This is a genomic window from Geobacillus sp. CCR, assembly GCF_052906625.1.
Window position 1 is genome coordinate 26,577 of the sequence record NZ_JBREBQ010000016.1, and the last position, 17,923, is coordinate 44,499.

Annotated in this window: 16 protein-coding genes, 1 pseudogene and 1 riboswitch; of the genes and pseudogenes, 13 read left to right on the top strand and 4 right to left on the bottom strand. The window is 51.5% G+C overall.

What is annotated here, in order from left to right:
- Together ACVBDQ_RS09925 and ACVBDQ_RS09930 are read left to right on the top strand one after the other, a co-directional pair.
- Window positions 1–1,020, top strand: coding sequence for an alpha-ketoacid dehydrogenase subunit beta (locus ACVBDQ_RS09925; RefSeq protein ID WP_021322535.1), 1,020 nt, complete (start codon window positions 1–3; stop codon window positions 1,018–1,020).
- 29 nt (window positions 1,021–1,049) lie between these two features.
- Window positions 1,050–2,360 carry a dihydrolipoamide acetyltransferase family protein gene (locus ACVBDQ_RS09930; RefSeq protein ID WP_014195050.1) on the top strand — a complete coding sequence of 437 codons (1,311 nt, stop codon included), beginning with the start codon at window positions 1,050–1,052 and terminating at the stop codon, window positions 2,358–2,360.
- A 172-nt stretch (window positions 2,361–2,532) separates the two neighbouring features.
- On the opposite strand, the gene ACVBDQ_RS09935 is transcribed toward ACVBDQ_RS09930, so the two are convergent.
- Complete coding sequence (locus ACVBDQ_RS09935) at window positions 2,533–3,396, bottom strand: SDR family oxidoreductase (RefSeq protein ID WP_446663194.1); 864 nt, start codon at window positions 3,394–3,396, stop codon at window positions 2,533–2,535.
- Window positions 3,397–3,626: 230 nt separating this feature from the next.
- Between ACVBDQ_RS09935 and ACVBDQ_RS09940 the strand changes: the two genes are divergently transcribed.
- Both ACVBDQ_RS09940 and ACVBDQ_RS09945 read left to right on the top strand, forming a co-directional pair.
- The gene (locus ACVBDQ_RS09940; protein ID WP_033005228.1) at window positions 3,627–3,920 is read left to right on the top strand and encodes an AbrB/MazE/SpoVT family DNA-binding domain-containing protein; all 294 of its coding nucleotides are present in this window, start codon (window positions 3,627–3,629) and stop codon (window positions 3,918–3,920) included.
- Between the two features lie 24 nt (window positions 3,921–3,944).
- Entirely contained in the window at window positions 3,945–4,364 is a 420-nt protein-coding gene (locus ACVBDQ_RS09945; protein WP_060787853.1) for a PIN domain-containing protein, read from the top strand.
- Between the two features lie 162 nt (window positions 4,365–4,526).
- On the opposite strand, the gene metH is transcribed toward ACVBDQ_RS09945, so the two are convergent.
- Entirely contained in the window at window positions 4,527–7,937 is a 3,411-nt protein-coding gene (gene metH / locus ACVBDQ_RS09950; RefSeq protein ID WP_446663195.1) for a methionine synthase, read from the bottom strand.
- A complete protein-coding gene (locus ACVBDQ_RS09955; RefSeq protein WP_446663196.1) occupies window positions 7,930–9,777 on the bottom strand; it encodes a bifunctional homocysteine S-methyltransferase/methylenetetrahydrofolate reductase in 1,848 nt (615 codons plus the stop codon). Before ACVBDQ_RS09955 ends, metH begins: the two co-directional genes overlap by 8 nt.
- A 71-nt stretch (window positions 9,778–9,848) precedes the next feature.
- Window positions 9,849–9,951, bottom strand: a riboswitch (SAM riboswitch).
- 312 nt (window positions 9,952–10,263) lie between these two features.
- On the opposite strand from ACVBDQ_RS09955, the gene ACVBDQ_RS09960 reads away from it, so the two are divergent.
- The 9 genes from ACVBDQ_RS09960 to ACVBDQ_RS10000 all read left to right on the top strand — a co-directional run bounded on the left by ACVBDQ_RS09960 (window position 10,264) and on the right by ACVBDQ_RS10000 (window position 17,641).
- Window positions 10,264–10,434 (top strand): hypothetical protein, encoded by a 171-nt coding sequence (locus ACVBDQ_RS09960; protein ID WP_015374078.1) that lies wholly within the window; start codon window positions 10,264–10,266, stop codon window positions 10,432–10,434.
- A gap of 63 nt (window positions 10,435–10,497) precedes the next feature.
- On the top strand, window positions 10,498–10,728 hold the full coding sequence (locus ACVBDQ_RS09965; RefSeq protein ID WP_011230222.1) for an uberolysin/carnocyclin family circular bacteriocin: 231 nt from the start codon (window positions 10,498–10,500) through the stop codon (window positions 10,726–10,728).
- A gap of 298 nt (window positions 10,729–11,026) precedes the next feature.
- Window positions 11,027–12,415, top strand: coding sequence for a hypothetical protein (locus ACVBDQ_RS09970; protein WP_231847807.1), 1,389 nt, complete (start codon window positions 11,027–11,029; stop codon window positions 12,413–12,415).
- Window positions 12,416–12,428: 13 nt separating this feature from the next.
- Complete coding sequence (locus ACVBDQ_RS09975) at window positions 12,429–12,938, top strand: stage II sporulation protein M (RefSeq protein WP_011230224.1); 510 nt, start codon at window positions 12,429–12,431, stop codon at window positions 12,936–12,938.
- A 287-nt stretch (window positions 12,939–13,225) separates the two neighbouring features.
- Window positions 13,226–13,777: an ABC transporter ATP-binding protein gene (locus ACVBDQ_RS09980; protein WP_231847808.1), complete on the top strand. Its 552-nt coding sequence runs from the start codon at window positions 13,226–13,228 to the stop codon at window positions 13,775–13,777.
- A gap of 122 nt (window positions 13,778–13,899) precedes the next feature.
- Complete coding sequence (locus tag ACVBDQ_RS09985; protein ID WP_446663197.1) at window positions 13,900–14,961, top strand: ABC transporter ATP-binding protein; 1,062 nt, start codon at window positions 13,900–13,902, stop codon at window positions 14,959–14,961.
- Window positions 14,958–15,767, top strand: a complete 810-nt coding sequence (locus ACVBDQ_RS09990; protein ID WP_446663198.1) for an ABC transporter permease — start codon at window positions 14,958–14,960, stop codon at window positions 15,765–15,767. The genes ACVBDQ_RS09985 and ACVBDQ_RS09990 overlap by 4 nt, the downstream gene beginning before the upstream one ends.
- Complete coding sequence (locus ACVBDQ_RS09995; RefSeq protein WP_033010566.1) at window positions 15,764–16,567, top strand: ABC transporter permease; 804 nt, start codon at window positions 15,764–15,766, stop codon at window positions 16,565–16,567. Before ACVBDQ_RS09990 ends, ACVBDQ_RS09995 begins: the two co-directional genes overlap by 4 nt.
- Window positions 16,568–17,641, top strand: a complete 1,074-nt coding sequence (locus tag ACVBDQ_RS10000; RefSeq protein ID WP_289667308.1) for an ABC transporter substrate-binding protein — start codon at window positions 16,568–16,570, stop codon at window positions 17,639–17,641. It abuts the gene before it with no gap.
- 44 nt (window positions 17,642–17,685) lie between these two features.
- Here the strand turns inward: ACVBDQ_RS10000 and ACVBDQ_RS10005 are convergent.
- A pseudogene (locus tag ACVBDQ_RS10005) lies at window positions 17,686–17,811 on the bottom strand (DUF1572 family protein); the annotation flags it as partial.
- Window positions 17,812–17,923: the final 112 nt, after the last annotated feature.

Sequence of the window (17,923 nt, forward strand, 5' to 3'; positions counted from 1 at the left end):
ATGCAACAAACAAAACAGCGGCTGTTAACGGGAAATAAGGCGCTGGCTGAAGCGATTCGCCTTGAGATGGAGAGAGATCCGAACGTCTTTGTGATGGGAGAAGATGTCGGAGTATACGGTGGGATTTTTGGAGCGACAGAGGGATTGTTCCAAAAGTTTGGACCGGAACGGGTCATCGATACGCCGATTTCTGAGACCGCGTTCATCGGTGCTGCCATCGGCGCCGCTGCGGAAGGAATGCGGCCGATCGTGGAGCTGATGTTTGTCGACTTTTTTGGGGTTTGTATGGACCAAATTTACAACCATATGGCGAAAATTCCGTACATGTCCGGCGGCAGGGTGAAACTGCCAATGGTATTGATGACGGCGGTGGGAGGCGGTTACAGCGATGCCGCCCAGCACTCGCAAACGTTGTACGCCACCTTTGCCCATCTTCCTGGGATGAAAGTCGTCGCTCCGTCGACGCCATATGATTTAAAAGGGATGATGATTTCCGCTATTCGCGATGATAACCCTGTTGTCTTTATGTTCCATAAAACCTTGCAAGGGCTCGGCTGGATGGATCAGCTTGATGCTTCGGTTGGGCATGTACCGGAAGAGGCGTATACTGTGCCGCTTGGGAAAGCAAATATTGTGCGCGAGGGAACGGATATCACCATTGTCGGTATTCAAATGTCAGTGCATCAGGCGCTCGAAGCGGCCAAAAGACTTGAACAACAAGGCATTCAAGCGGAAGTGATCGATTTGCGCTCTCTTGTCCCATTGGACAAAGAGACGATCATTCAATCGGTTAAAAAGACACACCGCTTGCTTGTTGTTGATGAAGACTATCTGTCGTACGGGATGACGGCGGAAATTGCCGCGATTGCCGCTGAACATTGTTTGTATGATTTGGAGGCGCCGGTGAAGCGGATTGCGGTTCCGGATGTGCCAATTCCTTATAGCCGTCCGCTTGAACAATTTGTATTGCCAAATGCCGATAAAATTTTCCGTGAGGCGATCCAACTCGTCAATGAATAAGGAAAAGTTCGTTCCAAGGGAGGCAGCTTATGGTTGTCGAAGTGACATTGCCCAAATTATCCGATTCCCACGATGAAAGTTTCATTACGTTTTGGCACGTTTCCGAAGGAGATGCGGTGGAAAAAGGAGCCACGCTGGTGGAAGTGCAAACAGAAAAGGCCGTTTCAGAAATTCACGCTCCCGAGTCAGGAACAGTAAAAGAGATCAAAAAGAAACGAGGGGATACGGCCAAGGTCGGCGAAGTACTGGCCGTCATTGCCGTCGAAACGTTTGCTCCGGACGGCGGAGATCCGCAGACAGAGATCAAGATCACCCCACGCGTAAAAAAACTGGCCAAGGAGCTTGGCGTCGATTGGAGTACGGTCACACCGACGGGGGCGAACGGCAAAATCACGGAAGAGGATATTCGTCGTGCGGCGAGCGCGGGAAAACAAAGGACTCCTCAAAAAACATTCGTGGCTGCCCCGTCAGTGCGAAAGTTTGCCCGCGAGCAGAACGTGTCTTTAGAGGAAATCACTCCAAGCGGAAAGAACGGAAGAATATTGAAAAGCGATATTGAAGCAGCACTGTCGGTTCGGCAGCAAAAAGCAACCGATGAGGCTGCTGCCAGTGTTGAGATTGTCAAGAAGCAGGAAAGCCGGGAAAAAGTGCGCCGAGTGCCGCTGACAGGCATCCGCAAGGCTATCGCCCAAGCGATGGTGCGGTCAATGCGGACCATTCCGCAAGTCACCCATTTTGGCGAGGCCGATGCGACCCGTCTTGTTCAACATCGCCGACGGATCAAACCGCTAGCTGAGCAACAAGGGGTGAAACTGACCTATTTAGCCTATGTGGTAAAAGCACTGGCGGCGGTGTTGAAAAAGTATCCAATGCTCAACGCTTCGCTTGATGAGGAACGAGAAGAAATCGTCATTCACGAATTCATTCACATTGGGTTTGCGGTTGACACTGACCGTGGATTGCTCGTCCCGGTGATTCGTGATGCGGATCAAAAATCGTTGTTCCAAATTGCGAAAGAAATTGAAGAATTGACGGCGAAGGCGAGAGCGGGAACGATTCAAGCGGTGGAGATGAGCGGAGGGACATGCACGGTTTCGAACATCGGCTCGGCCAATGGTTCGTGGTTCACGCCGATTATTCATTATCCACAGTCTTGTCTTTTAGGAATCGGGAAAGTTGAGAAAAAACCGGTGGTCGTCGATGATTCGATTGAGATTGCTTCTGTGATGCCGCTGTCTCTTACTTACGATCACCGTCTTATTGATGGGATGATGGCTCAACACGCCTTAAATGAATGTCAAACGTACTTGTCTGAACCGGATTGGCTGCTTGTTATGTGACAAAAAACCCCGCCCCTATTCCGGGGTGGGGTGAGAGAAGAGGGGCACCTTGTAAAGAAGTAGAGGAACATCGTAGCTTTATCGTACTCATTTTTTTACAATCACGCCATATTTTTGTTAGAAAAGGTAACGTGATTTTATTAAAAAAGTTCGGCGCCAGCGGCTGCCGCGGTCAATCGCTGATGAACTTGCCGCCATTTACATGAAGCATTTGCCCGGTCATGTACGACGATTCGTCGCTCGCCAAAAAGACGTAGCACGGGGCGACTTCGCTCGGCTGGCCGGGCCGTTTCATCGGGGTGTTGGCGCCGAATGTGGCGACTTGCTCACTTTGAAAGGTGGAGGGGATGAGCGGCGTCCAAATCGGGCCTGGGGCGACGCCATTGACGCGGATGCCTTGCCCAACGAGCGCTTTGGCGAGCGAGCGGGTGAGGGTGACGATTGCGCCTTTTGTCGCCGAGTAGTCGATGAGCTGCTCATTTCCTTCGTAGGCGGTGATCGAAGCGGTGTTAATAATCGCGCTTCCGCTTTTTAAGTGTGGGAGCGCCGCTTTCGTTAGGAAAAAGCAGCCGAATACGTTCGTGCGAAACGTTTTTTCCAGCTGCGCGGCAGTGATGTTGAGAAAATTCGGCTGCGGGTGCTGCTCGGCGGCGTTGTTGACGACGATGTCAAGCTTGCCGAACGCTTCGATCGTCTGTTTCACCGCCTCTTTGCAAAACGCTTCATCGCCAATGTCTCCCGCCATCGCCAGGCACCGTCTTCCTTCCTGCTCGACGAGCCGTTTCGTTTCGTCGGCATCTTCATGTTCGTTGAGATAGAGAATCGCCACATCGGCTCCTTCCTTGGCAAAATGGACCGCGACCGCCCGGCCGATGCCGCTGTCGCCGCCGCTGATGATGGCGACTCTGTTTTCGAGCTTGCCGCTTCCTTTATAGGTGTCTTTGATGGTGACCGGCTGCGGGTTCATCTCCGTTTGCAGGCCGGGCTGGCGCGTCTGGTGTTGCGGGGGCAGCGTCGTTTGTTGCTTTGTGACCATGTTTGTTCCTCCTTAGCATGTATTGTCATCGTTAGTATGGGACGGAGGAGGGGAATTATGTGTGAAGAGGGGATGGACCGTGCTGTTGAATAGATCTGGAAATTTGGGGAACATGTTTTTCTCTTCTGTTTTTTCGTTTCTTGCCATAGAAGTCTTGGGGGATTAGACAATCTTTACTTTTTGATTAAGCAAAGATAAAATGATTAGCAAAGAGGAAAGGAGGATTTGTGATGAAGCCATCCTCACATGAAACGTATACGTATTACTCCACACTTTCTTCGAAACATCAAGTGACGATTCCAATGAAGATCAGAGAAGTGCTTGGGGCAGAACCGGGAGACCAAGTCGCGTTTGTTTATGGGGAAAATCAAGAGGTGACGTTAAAGGTGAAAAAGAAAGATGCGTTGCTATCTTTGTTCGGCACCATGCCGCCTAGGGGGGACAGTCGTCCGATGACATGGGAGGATATTCGCAAACAGGCGAAAGAGGAACGGATGTCCAAGAGGGAAAAAGACGTGGAGTAGATGATAGGGAGAAGAGGATAAAACGTGTATATTTTAGACACGAACATCATCATTCGTTTTTTAGCCAATGACGATGAGAAACAATCTTTGGTTGCCTATCGGGTATTTGAAAAGGCGGTCAACGGTGAATTTGCGTTTCTATTGCATCCTCTTGTCGTGGCGGAATGCTGCTGGGTGCTCGAGTCGAAACGGTACGGGTATACGAAAGGAGAAATCGCAAGTAAGCTGAAGCAAATCATGGAGGCTTCTTGTATTAAGACGATAGACAAAGAAGTTGTTGGAAAGGCATTGGACGATTACGCCCGTTGCAGTGTCGATTTTGCTGACGCGTATCTTTCGGCGCTGGCGCAGCACACTGCATCCATCCAAGGGATCATCACCTGGAACGAAAAAGATTTTCGTCGGCTTGGCGTGGAATGCTATATGCCTGAATCCATCATTTGAATCAATGATGGTTGACACTTGAACAAACATCGCGATTTTCCTAGATCGCCAATTCCTCGTCTTTTTTTGCTAAAAAACGGGAAACATCTCCGCGGCCAAGGGTTGGTGCGTAAAAAGCAAACGAGCTGGCTCACATAGTCCAGCTCGTTTCTCGTTCCCCGCTTATAACACATTGAAATACCGCGCTTCCGGATGGGCGAAGACGATCGCGGAAACCGATGCTTCGGGTTCCATCATATAGCCGTCGGTGAGACGGATGCCGATGTCTTCTGGATGAAGCAGACGGAACAGTTTCTCCTGGTCTTCCAAGTTCGGACAGGCCGGGTAGCCGAACGAGTAGCGCTGGCCTTGGTATTTGGCGGCGAAGCGCTCTTCCATCGTGAAATCCGGGTCGTCCGGGAAGCCCCAGCGGTCGCGCATAATTTGATGGACTCGTTCGGCGAACCCTTCGGCAATCTCGAGCGCCAACGCTTGGATGGCATGGCTTTTCAAAAATTCGCCTTCTTCCTTCCAGCGCTGGGCGAGTTCGCGGACGCCATGCCCGGCGGTGACGGCGAACAAACCGACGTAATCCATTTCGCCGCTTTCTTTCGATTTCAAATAATCGGCGAGGCAAAGATGCGGCGCCCGCGGCTGGCGCGGAAAGTCGAACATCTCGAGCACTGTTTTGCCGTCAGTCGGATCGTAAATGTAAACCCGGTTGCCGTCGCTTTGCGCCGGGAAGAAGCGGTAGACGCCGGCAGGCTGAATCCAGCGGCGCTCTTTCGCTTCGTGGACGAGTTCGTCGATGACCGCTTTTAACGCCAACGCTTTTTCGTCTTTCTCTTCAAGCAACCGTTTCACTTTTCCTTTCAAGCCGAGGTGGTGGCCGAGCACCATTTGCCAGTTGACGTACGGCAAAATGTGGTCAAGCGGCACATTTCGCAGCACGTGGCGCTCGAGATCGGCTGGGATGTAGACGGGAACGTCGGTCGAGACGTTCGATTTGACCGCTGTGACCACCATCGTTTGCCGCGTTGGCTCGCTTTCGGCCGTTTCTTTTTTCTTGTAGTCAATCTCGCCCTGCTGGATTTGGTTGGCAAGGGCGAGCCCGTCCATGGCGTCTTTCGCGTACAAGACGATGCCGTCGTATTCGGGCGCGATTTTGTTTTCGGTAAATTTGCGCGTCAAGGCGGCGCCGCCGACTAAAATCGGGGTCGAGATGCCCGCTTGGCGCAAGTCTTGGGCGGTGACGACCATCTGTTGAGCCGATTTCACAAGCAAGCCCGACAACCCGATGATGTCCGGCTGATGTTCGCGCACCGCTTCAATGAGTTGCTGCGGAGCGACTTTAATGCCGAGGTCGATCACCTCGTAGCCGTTGTTGCTTAAAATGATGTCGACCAAGTTTTTGCCGATGTCATGCACATCGCCTTTGACGGTGGCGAGAATGACTTTTCCTTTTGTGCTTCCTTCTTTCTTTTCCATATACGGCTCTAAAAAGGCGACCGCTGCTTTCATCACTTCCGCGCTTTGCAATACTTCAGCGACGATAAGCTGGTTGTTGTTGAACAGCCGCCCGACTTCATCCATGCCGGCCATGAGCGGACCGTTGATGATCGACAGCGGATCGGAGTAGGTCTCAAGCGCCTTTTCCAAATCGGGAATGAGCCCGTCTTTCGACCCTTCAATAACGTAGCGGGCGAGCCGCTCTTCCAAGCTCAAGTTCGTCTGCGCCGGTTTGGCGGCGGTGATTTTGCTTCGGTAAAATTCGATAAAGGCGTTTAATGTTTCGTCGTTTGTGTCAAAAAGAAGCGCCTCAGCCATTCGCACTTCCTCTTCCGGAATCGAGGCGAACCGCTCCAATTTCTCGGTGTTGACGATGGCGTAATCGAGCCCGGCTTGCGTGCAATGGTACAAAAAGACGGAGTTGAGCACTTCGCGTCCGGCCGGCGGCAAGCCGAACGAGACGTTGCTGATGCCAAGCATCGTCAAGCAATGAGGCAGCCGCTCTTTAATGAGGCGGATGCCCTCAATGGTTTCTTTCGCCGCGCCGATGTATTGCTCATCGCCGGTGCCGACCGGGAAGACGAGCGGGTCGAAAATGATGTCGCGCTCCGGCACCCCGTAGCGGTTAACGAGCAAGTCATACGAACGCAAGGCGATTTCCAGCTTCCGTTCGGCGGTGACCGCCATCCCTTGTTCATCGATCGTGCCGACGACGACAGCGGCGCCGTATTTGTGCAAGAGAGGAACGACTTTCGCAAACCGCTCCTCGCCGTCTTCCAAGTTGATCGAGTTGATGATCGCTTTTCCTTGTGAATAAGTAAGGGCGCGCTCGATGACGCGCTCGTCGGTCGAATCGATGACAAGCGGCACTTTCACTTTTTTCACGACTTCGCGGACGAACTGCTCCATGTCATGGAGTTCGTCGCGGTCTGGGTCGGCGAGGCAAATGTCGATGACATGGGCGCCGTTTTTCACTTGGGCGCGGGCGATTTCCGCCGCTTCTTCGTATTTCCCTTCGGCGATGAGGCGCTTGAATTTGCGCGAGCCGATCACGTTTGTCCGCTCGCCGACAAAGAGCGGACGCATCGTTTCATCATAGATGAGCGCCTCGATGCCGGAAACGGCGTGGACATCAAACGAAGACGGAATCGCCCGCGGCGGGAGATCACGCACCGCTTCGGCAATGGCGCGGATATGATCCGGCGTCGTGCCGCAACACCCGCCGACGATGTTGATCCATCCCTTTTCGGCAAAGCGGCGGATTTTCTCTGCCAACATCTCCGGCGTTTCATGATAGCGGCCTTCCTCATCCGGCAGCCCGGCGTTCGGGTAGCAGCTGACCGCCGTATCCGCGAGCGAGGCGAGCGTGCGCAAATGGTCGGTCATAAACTCCGGACCGGTTGCGCAGTTTAAGCCGACGGCGATCGGCTTCATATGGCGCACCGAGATGAAAAACGCATCGATCGCCTGCCCGGCGAGCGTCGTGCCCATCGGTTCGATCGTGCCGGAAATCATGAGCGGCACGCGGCGGCTGACCGCTTCAAACGCCTTCGAAATGCCGAGAAAACCGGCTTTGACATTCAGCGTATCTTGGCACGTCTCGAGTAGGAGAAGGTCGACGCCTCCTAAGAGCAGTCCGCGCGCTTGTTCTTCGTAGGCGGCGACGAGTTCTTCAAACGTTGCGCCGCCTGTCACCGACAACGTTTTCGTCGTCGGCCCCATCGAACCAGCGACAAAGCGCGGCCAGTCCGGGGTGGAGAACGACTCAGCCGTTTGTTTGGCGAGTTTGGCCGCTTCGATGTTCAGCTCAAGCGCCAAATGACCGAGGCCATATTCGTCAAGCACGATGCGTGTCGCTCCGAACGTGTTCGTTTCAATGATATCAGCACCGGCTTCTAGGTACGCTTCATGAATGCGGCGGATGACATGCGGGGCGGTGAGGGTCAAATATTCGTTGCACCCTTCATACCCCTCGCCGCCAAAGTCGGCGGCCGATAGGTTGGCGCTTTGGATCATCGTCCCCATCGCGCCGTCAATGACGAGAATTTTTCGCTGCAGCTGCTGTTCTAAGGTGATGTTAGCCATGAACAACCTTCCTTTCTTTGGCGGCCGCTTCTTTTTCATGGATGTAGCGGACGAGCTCGACCGTCATGTCATAGCGCAAAAACGGCGTGATCAAATAAATGCCGTTAAACAAATCAAACGCCGCGTCAATGAGCGATTTGGCGATGGCAATTCCTTCGCGCGCCGCTTCTACTGGGTCGCTGCCGCAGGCGGCCATGCGGGCGCGAATCTCGTCCGACAGGGTGATCCCCGGCACTTCATGGTGCAAAAACTCGGCGTTGCGCACGCTTACCAGCGGCATAATGCCGATGTAGATCGGCGTGGCGAGATGTTTCGTTGTTTCGTATATTTGCACGATTTTTTCTTCCGAGTAAACCGGCTGGGTCAAGAAATAGTGGGCGCCGCATTGAATTTTTTTCTCCATTCGCTCGACCGCTTTATCCAAATGGCGGACGTTCGGATTGAAGGCCGCACCGATCGAGAAGTTCGTTTTTTGCCCGAGCGGTTTGCCCGAGTACGATAATCCCTCGTTGAATTGGCTGATTAGGCGGATGAGATCGAATGACGACACATCATACACGGACGTCGCTCCCGGGAAATCGCCGATTTTCGACGGGTCGCCGGTAATAGCGAGCACGTCGGTGATGCCGAGCGTATGCAACCCCATCAAATGCGACTGCAGGCCGATCAAGTTGCGGTCGCGGCACGTAATATGCACGAGCGGGCGGACGCCGAGCCGCTCTTTCACGATCGTGGCGACGGCGGCGTTGCTGATGCGCGGCGTAGCAAGCGAGTTGTCGGCCAACGTCAGCGCGTCGATGCCAGCGTCATGGAGCGCTTTCGCCCCAGCAAGAAACTTGTCAATCCCCAATTTTTTCGGCGGATCCAGCTCCACAATGACCGAGCGGCGCGTGCGGGCGAGCTCGGGAAGGGGAGATGGGGCGGGCCGATCCGCTTGCACTGATACAGATGCCGCGCGCCGTTTCACCGTTTTTTCCGTCACCGGCGTCCGGTCGGCGAGCGCCTTTGCCATTGCCTCAATATGTTTCGGCGTCGTGCCGCAGCACCCGCCGATCAAGCGCACCCCTTGATCGCGGAACGCTTTGGCTGTTTCCTCGAAATATTCAGCGTTCGTCTCATAGACAAGCCGGCCATCGCGGTAATCCGGGAGGCTGGCGTTCGGATACGCCGACAAAAACGCCTGCTTCGGCAGCGGCACTTCCTCGAGCGACCGAAGCATATGATATGGACCGAGACGACAGTTCAGTCCGACGACATCGGCCCCGAGCGCCTCTAGGCGAGCAAGGGCGTCCGCGAGCGGCGTGCCATCTTGCAAGACGCCGACTTCATGGAGCGACACATGGGCGATGATCGGCAAATCCGTTTCTTTGCGGGCGATGGCAAGCACCGTCTCCAACTCTTCCAAATCGTAATACGTCTCGAGCAGCACGCCATCAACCCCTTCAGCCAGCAGGACAAACAGCTGCTCGCGAAACGTCCGTTTCACTTCTTCGAGCGTGACGACGCTTTTGTTTAACGTGCGCAGCCCCCCGATCGTCCCGAGCACGTACGCCCGCCCGTTCGCCGCTTGCCTGGCGAGCCGCACCGCCGCGCGGTTGATGGCCGGCACCTCATCTTCAAGGCCGTAGCGGGCGAGTTTCACATAGTTGGCGCCGTATGTATTCGTCTGAATGACGTCGGCGCCCGCGGCGATATACGCTTCATGAATATGGACGATTTCATCTGGATTGGATAGATTCAATTCTTCAAAACAACGGTCAATGCCGTGCGAATATAAAAGCGTTCCCATCGCCCCGTCGGCGATGAGAATGCGCTCTTTCAACTCATCCAGCAATCCCACGTTCGATTCCCCCGTTTCTCCGTAGTAAAAGAAAAAAGCCTTCTATAAGAAGAAGACTTTTCATTCGCTTCTTCTTATCTTCCAGGCTTCCGCCTGTCTGGATTTAGCACCTTGGCCGCGGGCCAGGTTGCTGAGGGTTCACCGGGCCAGTCCCTCCCCCTCTCTTGATAAGAATGCCGGTATGCAATTGTGCGGTGACGTTTTGATGATTACTATATAATTTAATGTATTTTTCGAAATTATTCAATACGGTGAAGCGAGGAAATTTCAAAAAGAATTTCTTGGATCAACGCTTACCTTGTACCAAGCTCTTAAAAGCATCTCTGTTTCATTTCAATAGCATGAAATATGTCGAAATATGTAAAAAAAAGACAAAATTGTCGAACGATTTCTCTTTTTTTTTTTTAGAGTCAAGGTGTATGATTAAAATGGATGATATTAACAAGGAATTTACTAGAAACCGCATCGCAGACAGGAGTGAAGTGGGTGAAACAATGGTCGTGGCCGTATTTTATTCTGATTAGCCTGCCGCTTGTTGTGTTGATTGGAGTTGCTTTTCGCCTAAAAGCGGCCAGCATGCCCATCAAAATAGGATTTATTGTATTGGTGCTGCTTTACGGCGGGGTTTATTCTCGTTTAGTGCGAAGGATGAGATAGACACAGAATGTTTTTGAAAAAAGTTTTGATCGATTATCATTTACTGGAAGGAGGTGATAGGTTATGAGTTTGCTGGCGCTTGTTGCCGGGACGCTCGGCGTGTCACAGTCAATCGCGACGACGGTTGTTTCGATTGTGTTGACCGGCTCCACTCTCATTTCTATTATTCTTGGGATCACCGCTATTTTGTCAGGTGGAGTCGACGCCATTTTGGAAATTGGGTGGTCAGCTTTTGTCGCGACGGTGAAAAAAATAGTGGCGGAACGAGGAAAAGCGGCAGCGATTGCATGGTAAAAGGCAAAACGGCAGGGGAAAAACTCCCTGCCGTTCCTAATGAGTAAATCAATGTGGGGGAAGAGAAGTGAAACTCGTATGGCTGTTATATCAACAACGACAACGAAGTAGTTTGGCCCCATTGCAGAAAAAATCGCCTTTTTCTCCGAAGATGACCATGTTCTTGGTGGAAGCGGCGAAATGGCTTGTTTCGGGGATATTGGTTGTGATCATTTGCACTCGATCATTTATCATGTTTCGTCCTTCTGCGATTATGGCGTTTCTCTTTTTTATGTCTGTCAGTCCTTTAATAGGAGTTTTGCTTGAGTCCAAAGAGGCATTGCAACGTCAATACCATTATCATTATGTGCGTCTGTCTGGGGTGCGGGATGACGAGGTATGGCGGCGATTGCTCAAAATCCACTATGCTGTGTCGCTTTTGCGGCTATTGCCGATTTGGTTGCCTCCTTCAATTGGGTTGATGGTGATGTTCGGGATCACAGGCGCATCATTAGTATGGTTTGGACATACGATGTTGTTGCTTCTTTATGTGACATCGCATATAGTGCGTGGCTCAACTTTTAGAGCGATGGGCGCATTTTCTGCCTTTTTCTTTCGAATGGCATCATTCGCGATTGGTTATGTCGTGCTTGCGGCGATTGTGCCGTTGCTGCAATTGTCCCGCCAAGCGGTTCGAATGTATGGGTTGTCGCTCTCTTATCTTGTGTATATGGATGGTTATGTTGCTCATTGGCAACAGCTGTTTTATGAATGCATGACAAGTTGGGGGGAAGGGTGGTCATTTTCAAGTACAGCTTTATCATTCATCGGTGCTGGATTCGCTCTGTTGGCTTTGATTTGTTTTTCTTTCACTCGTGCGTCTCATTCTGACAAGGCAGCGTACATGCTATATTCATGGCATCAACGTGTCATAGAGTCGTTAAAAATTCGCAGCACGAATAATGCAATTTTATATAAAGATCTTTGTCTGTTAACACGCCAAGCCCGTGAGTTGACGAAACCGCCTTGGTCGCTATTTTTGCCGGGGGAATGGTTTCTGGTTGCGGGAGCGAATTTGGCGCTGTTGCCGATCGTTCATAATGGGTTGATCATTTTGTTTTTGTTTATGTTTGAAATGTATATGGTCATGACAGGCACGTTGCGAGCCATTACCGACGTCTTTCGCGACATTTTTCAGTTTGAAAGCGAGATGGAGCGTCTCACTGTGTTTCGTCTTCTTTCTCCACCTCCTCTTGTACCGTTAATCGAAGCGAAATGGACGCTGCTTGAGCGATTAGGCGTCTACCCATGCATGACGGCAGTAGGATTGCTGCTTCTCGAATACATAGGATTATTGGGGATGAGTGGAGGGCTTTGGGCAGCAATGGGAGCTGTGGTGATGATGCCCGCCTATTCGCTTGTTGTCAAACGGATTTTGCGCACCGATTATGAAGTGTTCTGTCTCGTTTTAGCTAGCGGCGAGCAGGCGGCATTGACATCTCCACGTGATTATGCGGGGTATATGGTGATTGCGGCTGGAAATCATTCGTTTCATCGCTTATTGATTTACATAACCGTTTTTTCATCGCTTCTTTCTGCCTTTTTTATGCTCTTGAAAGGTTGGAGTTGGGCATGTTACAGCGTTTTGTTTGTCTTGATGCTGTACCTTGTATTATGGAATAGTTCTCAATATGCTCGGCGCACGTGAGGAGGCATTTGCGGTGATCAGACGAGCGATTCACACTCATTTGCCGTATATGTTATTGTCGTTAGGTGTGTACATTGTATGTTTTGCTTTTGGAGCAGTGATTTTTTCACAAAAGCTTACGATTCATCCGACTTCCATGGCGTTTTGGACCACTTTAGGCCACAACTTGATGGTTGGAGCCATTTTGATGGTTGGCGGATGGCTGACGCTAGGAATGGCCAATACCCTTTATCTCGGTTACAACGCAGCAATGCTAGGCGTGATCGTGAGAGGAGTCGCCACAGGATATGGCATGCAGCCGTTGATGACCGGTGTCTTTCCTCACGCGATTCCTGAAATCATCGGCCATATCTTGTTTTGTACATTAGGGTACGAGACATGGCGGTTTCTTCAAATCGTCAAAAAAAGAGCAAGAGGAGAAGAAGAAACGCTCTATATACGGGATATCCTCTTTTTACTAGTGCTGGCGGTCGCGCTGCTCATCATCTCAGCATGGTTGGAATCAACGGTGTCTCATGTATAAAAATAGACGGTCTAAAAAGCAGGAGGCTCTTCACCACAACATGTACTTGACAAGCAATACAGCTTCCTGCACAAAGATTTGAAAAAATCACTGATTTGTTGATTTTCCCTTACAAGCGTAAATAGAGTTCAGAAAAAATCAAGTACAACTTTTGGTGAAGAGCCAAGCAGGAAAAGGGGAAGAAATAGATGGAACCGTTATTTTCATTGCAAAACTTGACGTATCGCTATGATGGGGGAGCCACGATTTTTCAGCAATTCTCATTTTCCATTTTTTCAGGGGAGACCGTGCTTCTCACCGGCCCCAATGGAGTGGGGAAAACGACTCTTTTGCATATTATTTCGGGATTGCTCGATAAAGGAGAGCTGCATTATCAAGCCTTTTATAAAGGCAATCCGATTCAGCTTCCCGACATGCGCGCTCATTTGTCTTATGTGACATCCGAGACTGTCATGTTTTCAAAATTGACGGGTTATGAAAATATCGAATGTTTCCGGCTTTTATGGAAGCTGGATCAACAGTACGTCCGCAAAGCGAACGAATTATGCAGTCTGCTTGGAATGGAGGAGATGCTCCCGCTCCCGGTGGATCAGTATTCATTAGGAACAAAACAAAAACTGCATATTGCGATTGCTTTAGCCCGCCCGGTCGAATTGTATTTGATGGATGAACCGTTCAATTCCCTTGATAGGCTAAGTCGCGATCGGTTGGCGGAGTGGATTCAAGGCGACCGTCAACATGCTTATCTCATTGCTTCTCACGTTCATCAAGAGCGCTTCCCTGGCTCCCGCATAATCTCGCTTACACGTCCAAACAATGAAGATAAAATAGAAAAATGACGGCGGGATCTTCAGGAAAAATTCAGTTTTCATACGTGTGATCAAGGATTTTTCCGTTGCACTTTCCACTCTCCTATGTTCTAATTAGGAATAGTGAACATCAAGAAGATGGGGGGCTGGAAGTGAACGGGGAAGAGATCATCCGCTTCGAGCGAGTGACGAAGGAATACGACGGAACGGTCGTATTGGATGATGTGAGTTTTGCGATGGAGCGCGGGAAGTTTTATACGCTGCTTGGCCCGTCAGGGTGTGGGAAGACAACGATTTTGCGGCTGATTGCCGGGTTTATCGAACCGACGCAAGGAACGATTTATTTCCATGGAAAGCCGATTCAAAACGTCCCGCCGAACAAACGGCAAGTCAACACTGTTTTTCAAGACTATGCATTGTTCCCTCATCTCGATGTGTTTGAAAACGTTGCGTTTGGTTTGCGCGTGAAAAAGATGAAAGAAGCGGACATCCGCCAAAAAGTGAGCGAAGCGCTCCGGTTTGTCAACTTAGACGGCTATGAGCGCCGGCGCATTCAAGAAATGTCCGGCGGTCAGCGCCAGCGCGTCGCGATTGCGCGGGCGATTGTGAATGAGCCAGAAGTTTTGCTCTTGGATGAGCCGCTATCGGCCTTGGATTTGAAGCTGCGCACGGAAATGCAGTATGAACTTCGTGAATTGCAGCGCCGCTTAGGGATTACGTTCATTTTTGTCACGCATGATCAAGAAGAAGCATTGGCGATGTCCGATTACATTTTTGTTCTGAATAAAGGAAAAATTCAGCAGTTTGGGACGCCGAAAGACATTTACGACGAGCCTGTCAATCGATTCGTCGCCGATTTCATTGGCGAATCGAACATTTTGTCAGGGCGCATGATCGACGATTTCCTCGTCGAATTTGCCGGCAAACAGTTTGCGTGTGTTGACCGCGGCTTCGCGCCAAACGAACCGGTCGATGTCGTCATCCGCCCGGAAGATTTGGAGCTCGCGGCGCCGGAAGACGGGCAGATCGTCATCCGCGTCGATTCGCTCTTATTCCGCGGTGTCCATTATGAAATTTGCGGCTATGACGAAAACGGCAACGAATGGCTTGTCCATTCGACGAAAAAGGCGGAAGTCGGGGAAACGGTCGGCCTCCGTTTTGAACCGGAAGCGATTCACGTCATGCGAGTCGAAAGGGAGGATGAGGGCGCATGACGGAACGGGCGTGGCGAAACTGGTATTTAATCCCTTATGGCATTTGGCTTGTGCTGTTTGTCGTGGCCCCGATTGTCTTTTTGGTGTATGAATCGTTTTTGGATCTTGACGGCCATTGGACGTTGTCCAACTACAAATCCGTGTGGACGCCCATTTATTTGAAAATGATGGCGTATTCGTTTTGGTATGCGTTTTTAATCACGCTTGTGTCGCTGCTCATCGGCTATCCGACCGCCTATTGGCTGACAAAGACGAGGCACAAGCAGCTATGGCTGTTGTTGCTTATTTTGCCGATGTGGGTGAATTTGCTGCTGAAGGTGTATGCGTTTTTAGGGCTGTTCGGCACGTACGGGCTGGCCAACGCTTTGTTGAAAGCGCTGGGCGTCGGGCCGCGGCAGCTGTTGTTCACCGATTTCAGTTTTGTCTTTGTGTCGGTGTACATTTTTATTCCGTTTATGGTGCTGCCGATTTTCAACGCGCTGGAGGAGCTGCCGCCATCGCTTGTCGATGCCGCCCGCGATTTGGGCGCTTCGGCTTGGACGACGTTCCGCCGCGTCGTCTTTCCGCTCACGCTTGGCGGAGTGAAGGCCGGCTGCCAAGCGGTATTCATCCCGGCGCTGTCGCTGTTTATGATTACACGCCTTGTCGCTGGCAACCGCGTCATTACGCTCGGCACCGCCATTGAGCAGCATTTTCTTGTCACCCAAAACTGGGGGATGGGGGCGACGATCGCCGTTGTGTTAATGATCGCGATGGCGGTCATCGTCGTCCTGACAGGAAGCGGAAGAAAAGAGGGAAGCCGATGAAACGGACGCATTGGTGGGGACGTGTGTACCTGTTAGCCGTGTTTGCCGTGATGTATACGCCGATTGTGTATTTGATGTATTATTCGTTCAACAGCGGCGGGGCGATGCACGATTTTCAATCGTTCACGCTCAAGTGGTACCGCGACGTGCTGTCCGACGACCGCTTGCCCATCATCGTTTTGAATACAATCGTCATCGCACTGTTGTCGGCGGCGGTTGCGACGATACTCGGGGTCATCGGGGCGCTCGCCATTTACTATGTCAAGCGGCAACGGACGAAAAACGCTCTTCTCGCCCTCAACAACGTGCTGATCGTCAGCCCAGACGTTATCATCGGTGCTTCGTTTTTGCTGCTGTTTACAATCGCTGGCATCAAGCTCGGCTTTACATCCGTGCTGTTGTCTCATATCGCGTTCAGCGTGCCGATTGTCGTGTTAATGGTGCTGCCGAAACTCGAGGAAATGAGCCCGACGCTGATTGATGCGGCTAGAGATTTAGGAGCCAGTCATTGGCAAGTGCTGTCCGGTGTGGTGCTGCCGTTTTTGGCTCCGAGCATATGGGCGGGCTTTTTCATGGCGCTCACGTATTCGCTCGATGACTTTGCCGTGACCTTTTTTGTCACGGGAAATGGGTTCTCGACGCTGTCCGTGGAAATTTATTCGCGGGCGCGCCAAGGCATTTCCTTGTCAATCAACGCATTGTCGACGCTTCTGTTTTTATTTACCATGCTGCTCGTCATCGGCTATTACGTGCTCAGCCGAAAAGGCGGCCGCTTGTACGGGATAGGGGGGCGAAAGTAGGTGAGACGGCTTGTCCAAGGATTTGCGGCTGTGTTCATCGCCGCGTTCGTCCTGATGTTTGTCACTCATCGGCTGAACGAAGCGGAAGGGTACGGCGGAGGCAAAACGGTGACGGTCTACAACTGGGGCGATTACATTGACCCCGCGCTCATTCGCGAATTTGAAAAAGAGACAGGGTGGAAAGTGATTTACCAAACGTTTGATTCCAATGAGGCGATGATGGCGAAAATCGCCCAAGGCGGGGCAACGTTTGACGTCGCCGTTCCATCCGATTACGCCATCAGCAAAATGATCGAGGAAAACTTGCTGTTGCCGCTCGATCACGACAAGCTGCCGAATTTACAATATATCGAACCGCGGTTCCTCAACTTGCCGTTTGACCCGCACAACCGGTATTCCGTGCCGTATTTTTGGGGGACGGTCGGCATCGTCTACAACCGCGAGATGCTTGGCGGCAAGACCATCACAAGCTGGAACGACTTATGGGATCCAAGCTTGCGCAATCAAATTTTGCTTGTCGACGGGGCGCGCGAAGTGATGGGGATGGCGCTAAACAGCCTCGGCTATTCGCTCAATGACACGAACAAAGCCCACTTACAAGAAGCCAAGCGGAAGCTCGATCGGCTCATGCCGAACGTGAAGGCGATTGTCGGCGATGAAATCAAGCTGCTGCTTGCCAATGAAGAAGCAGCCATCGGCGTCGTCTGGTCGGGCGATGCGGCCGAAATCATCGCCGAAAACGACAAGCTCGACTATGTCGTGCCGAAAGAAGGATCCAACTTATGGTTTGACAACATGGTCATTCCGAAAACAGCGAAAAACATCGAAGGAGCGCACGCGTTCATCAACTTTATGCTCGACCCAAAACACGCGGCGCAAAACGCCGAGTACGTCGGCTACTCGACGCCGAACAAAAAGGCGCTTCGCTATTTGCCAAAAGACATCGCGGGCGATCGCCGCTTCTACCCCGATTTGGATTCAGCAGGGCATCTCGAAGTGTACGAAAACTTGGGAAAACACATGCTCGCCTACTACAACGAACTGTTTTTGCAGTTTAAGATGCAGCAAAAGTGAACAAGCGATGTCCCCTTTACCAACGAAGCGAGCGCCGTCTTCATTCATGAGGACTGGCGCTCGCTTTTTTGGCAGAAGGGCTGAGCGGCTTCTTTTTTCGGGATGGTCAGTGTCTCCCAGCGATCGGCGTTCAGATGTTTGATAATATAGACGATTTGTCTGATATGATATGAATAATGGTATGCTTACAGGTGGTGCGGTAACGGTAAAAGTGAGAAAGCCGTTGCGATGTACTAAAATGATGTGTCGGTGAATGTAGACGAGATTGTATTGGAACGACAT

Bases quoted from the DNA above. Each gene is read 5' to 3' on its own strand.
- ACVBDQ_RS09925 (WP_021322535.1), top strand. From the start codon at position 1: ATGCAACAAACAAAACAGCGGCTGTTAACGGGAAATAAGGCGCTGGCT.
- ACVBDQ_RS09930 (WP_014195050.1), top strand. From the start codon at position 1,050: ATGGTTGTCGAAGTGACATTGCCCAAATTATCCGATTCCCACGATGAA.
- ACVBDQ_RS09935 (WP_446663194.1), bottom strand. From the start codon at position 3,396: ATGGTCACAAAGCAACAAACGACGCTGCCCCCGCAACACCAGACGCGC.
- ACVBDQ_RS09940 (WP_033005228.1), top strand. From the start codon at position 3,627: ATGAAGCCATCCTCACATGAAACGTATACGTATTACTCCACACTTTCT.
- metH (WP_446663195.1), bottom strand. From the start codon at position 7,937: ATGGCTAACATCACCTTAGAACAGCAGCTGCAGCGAAAAATTCTCGTC.
- ACVBDQ_RS09965 (WP_011230222.1), top strand. From the start codon at position 10,498: ATGAGTTTGCTGGCGCTTGTTGCCGGGACGCTCGGCGTGTCACAGTCA.
- ACVBDQ_RS09990 (WP_446663198.1), top strand. From the start codon at position 14,958: ATGACGGAACGGGCGTGGCGAAACTGGTATTTAATCCCTTATGGCATT.
- ACVBDQ_RS09995 (WP_033010566.1), top strand. From the start codon at position 15,764: ATGAAACGGACGCATTGGTGGGGACGTGTGTACCTGTTAGCCGTGTTT.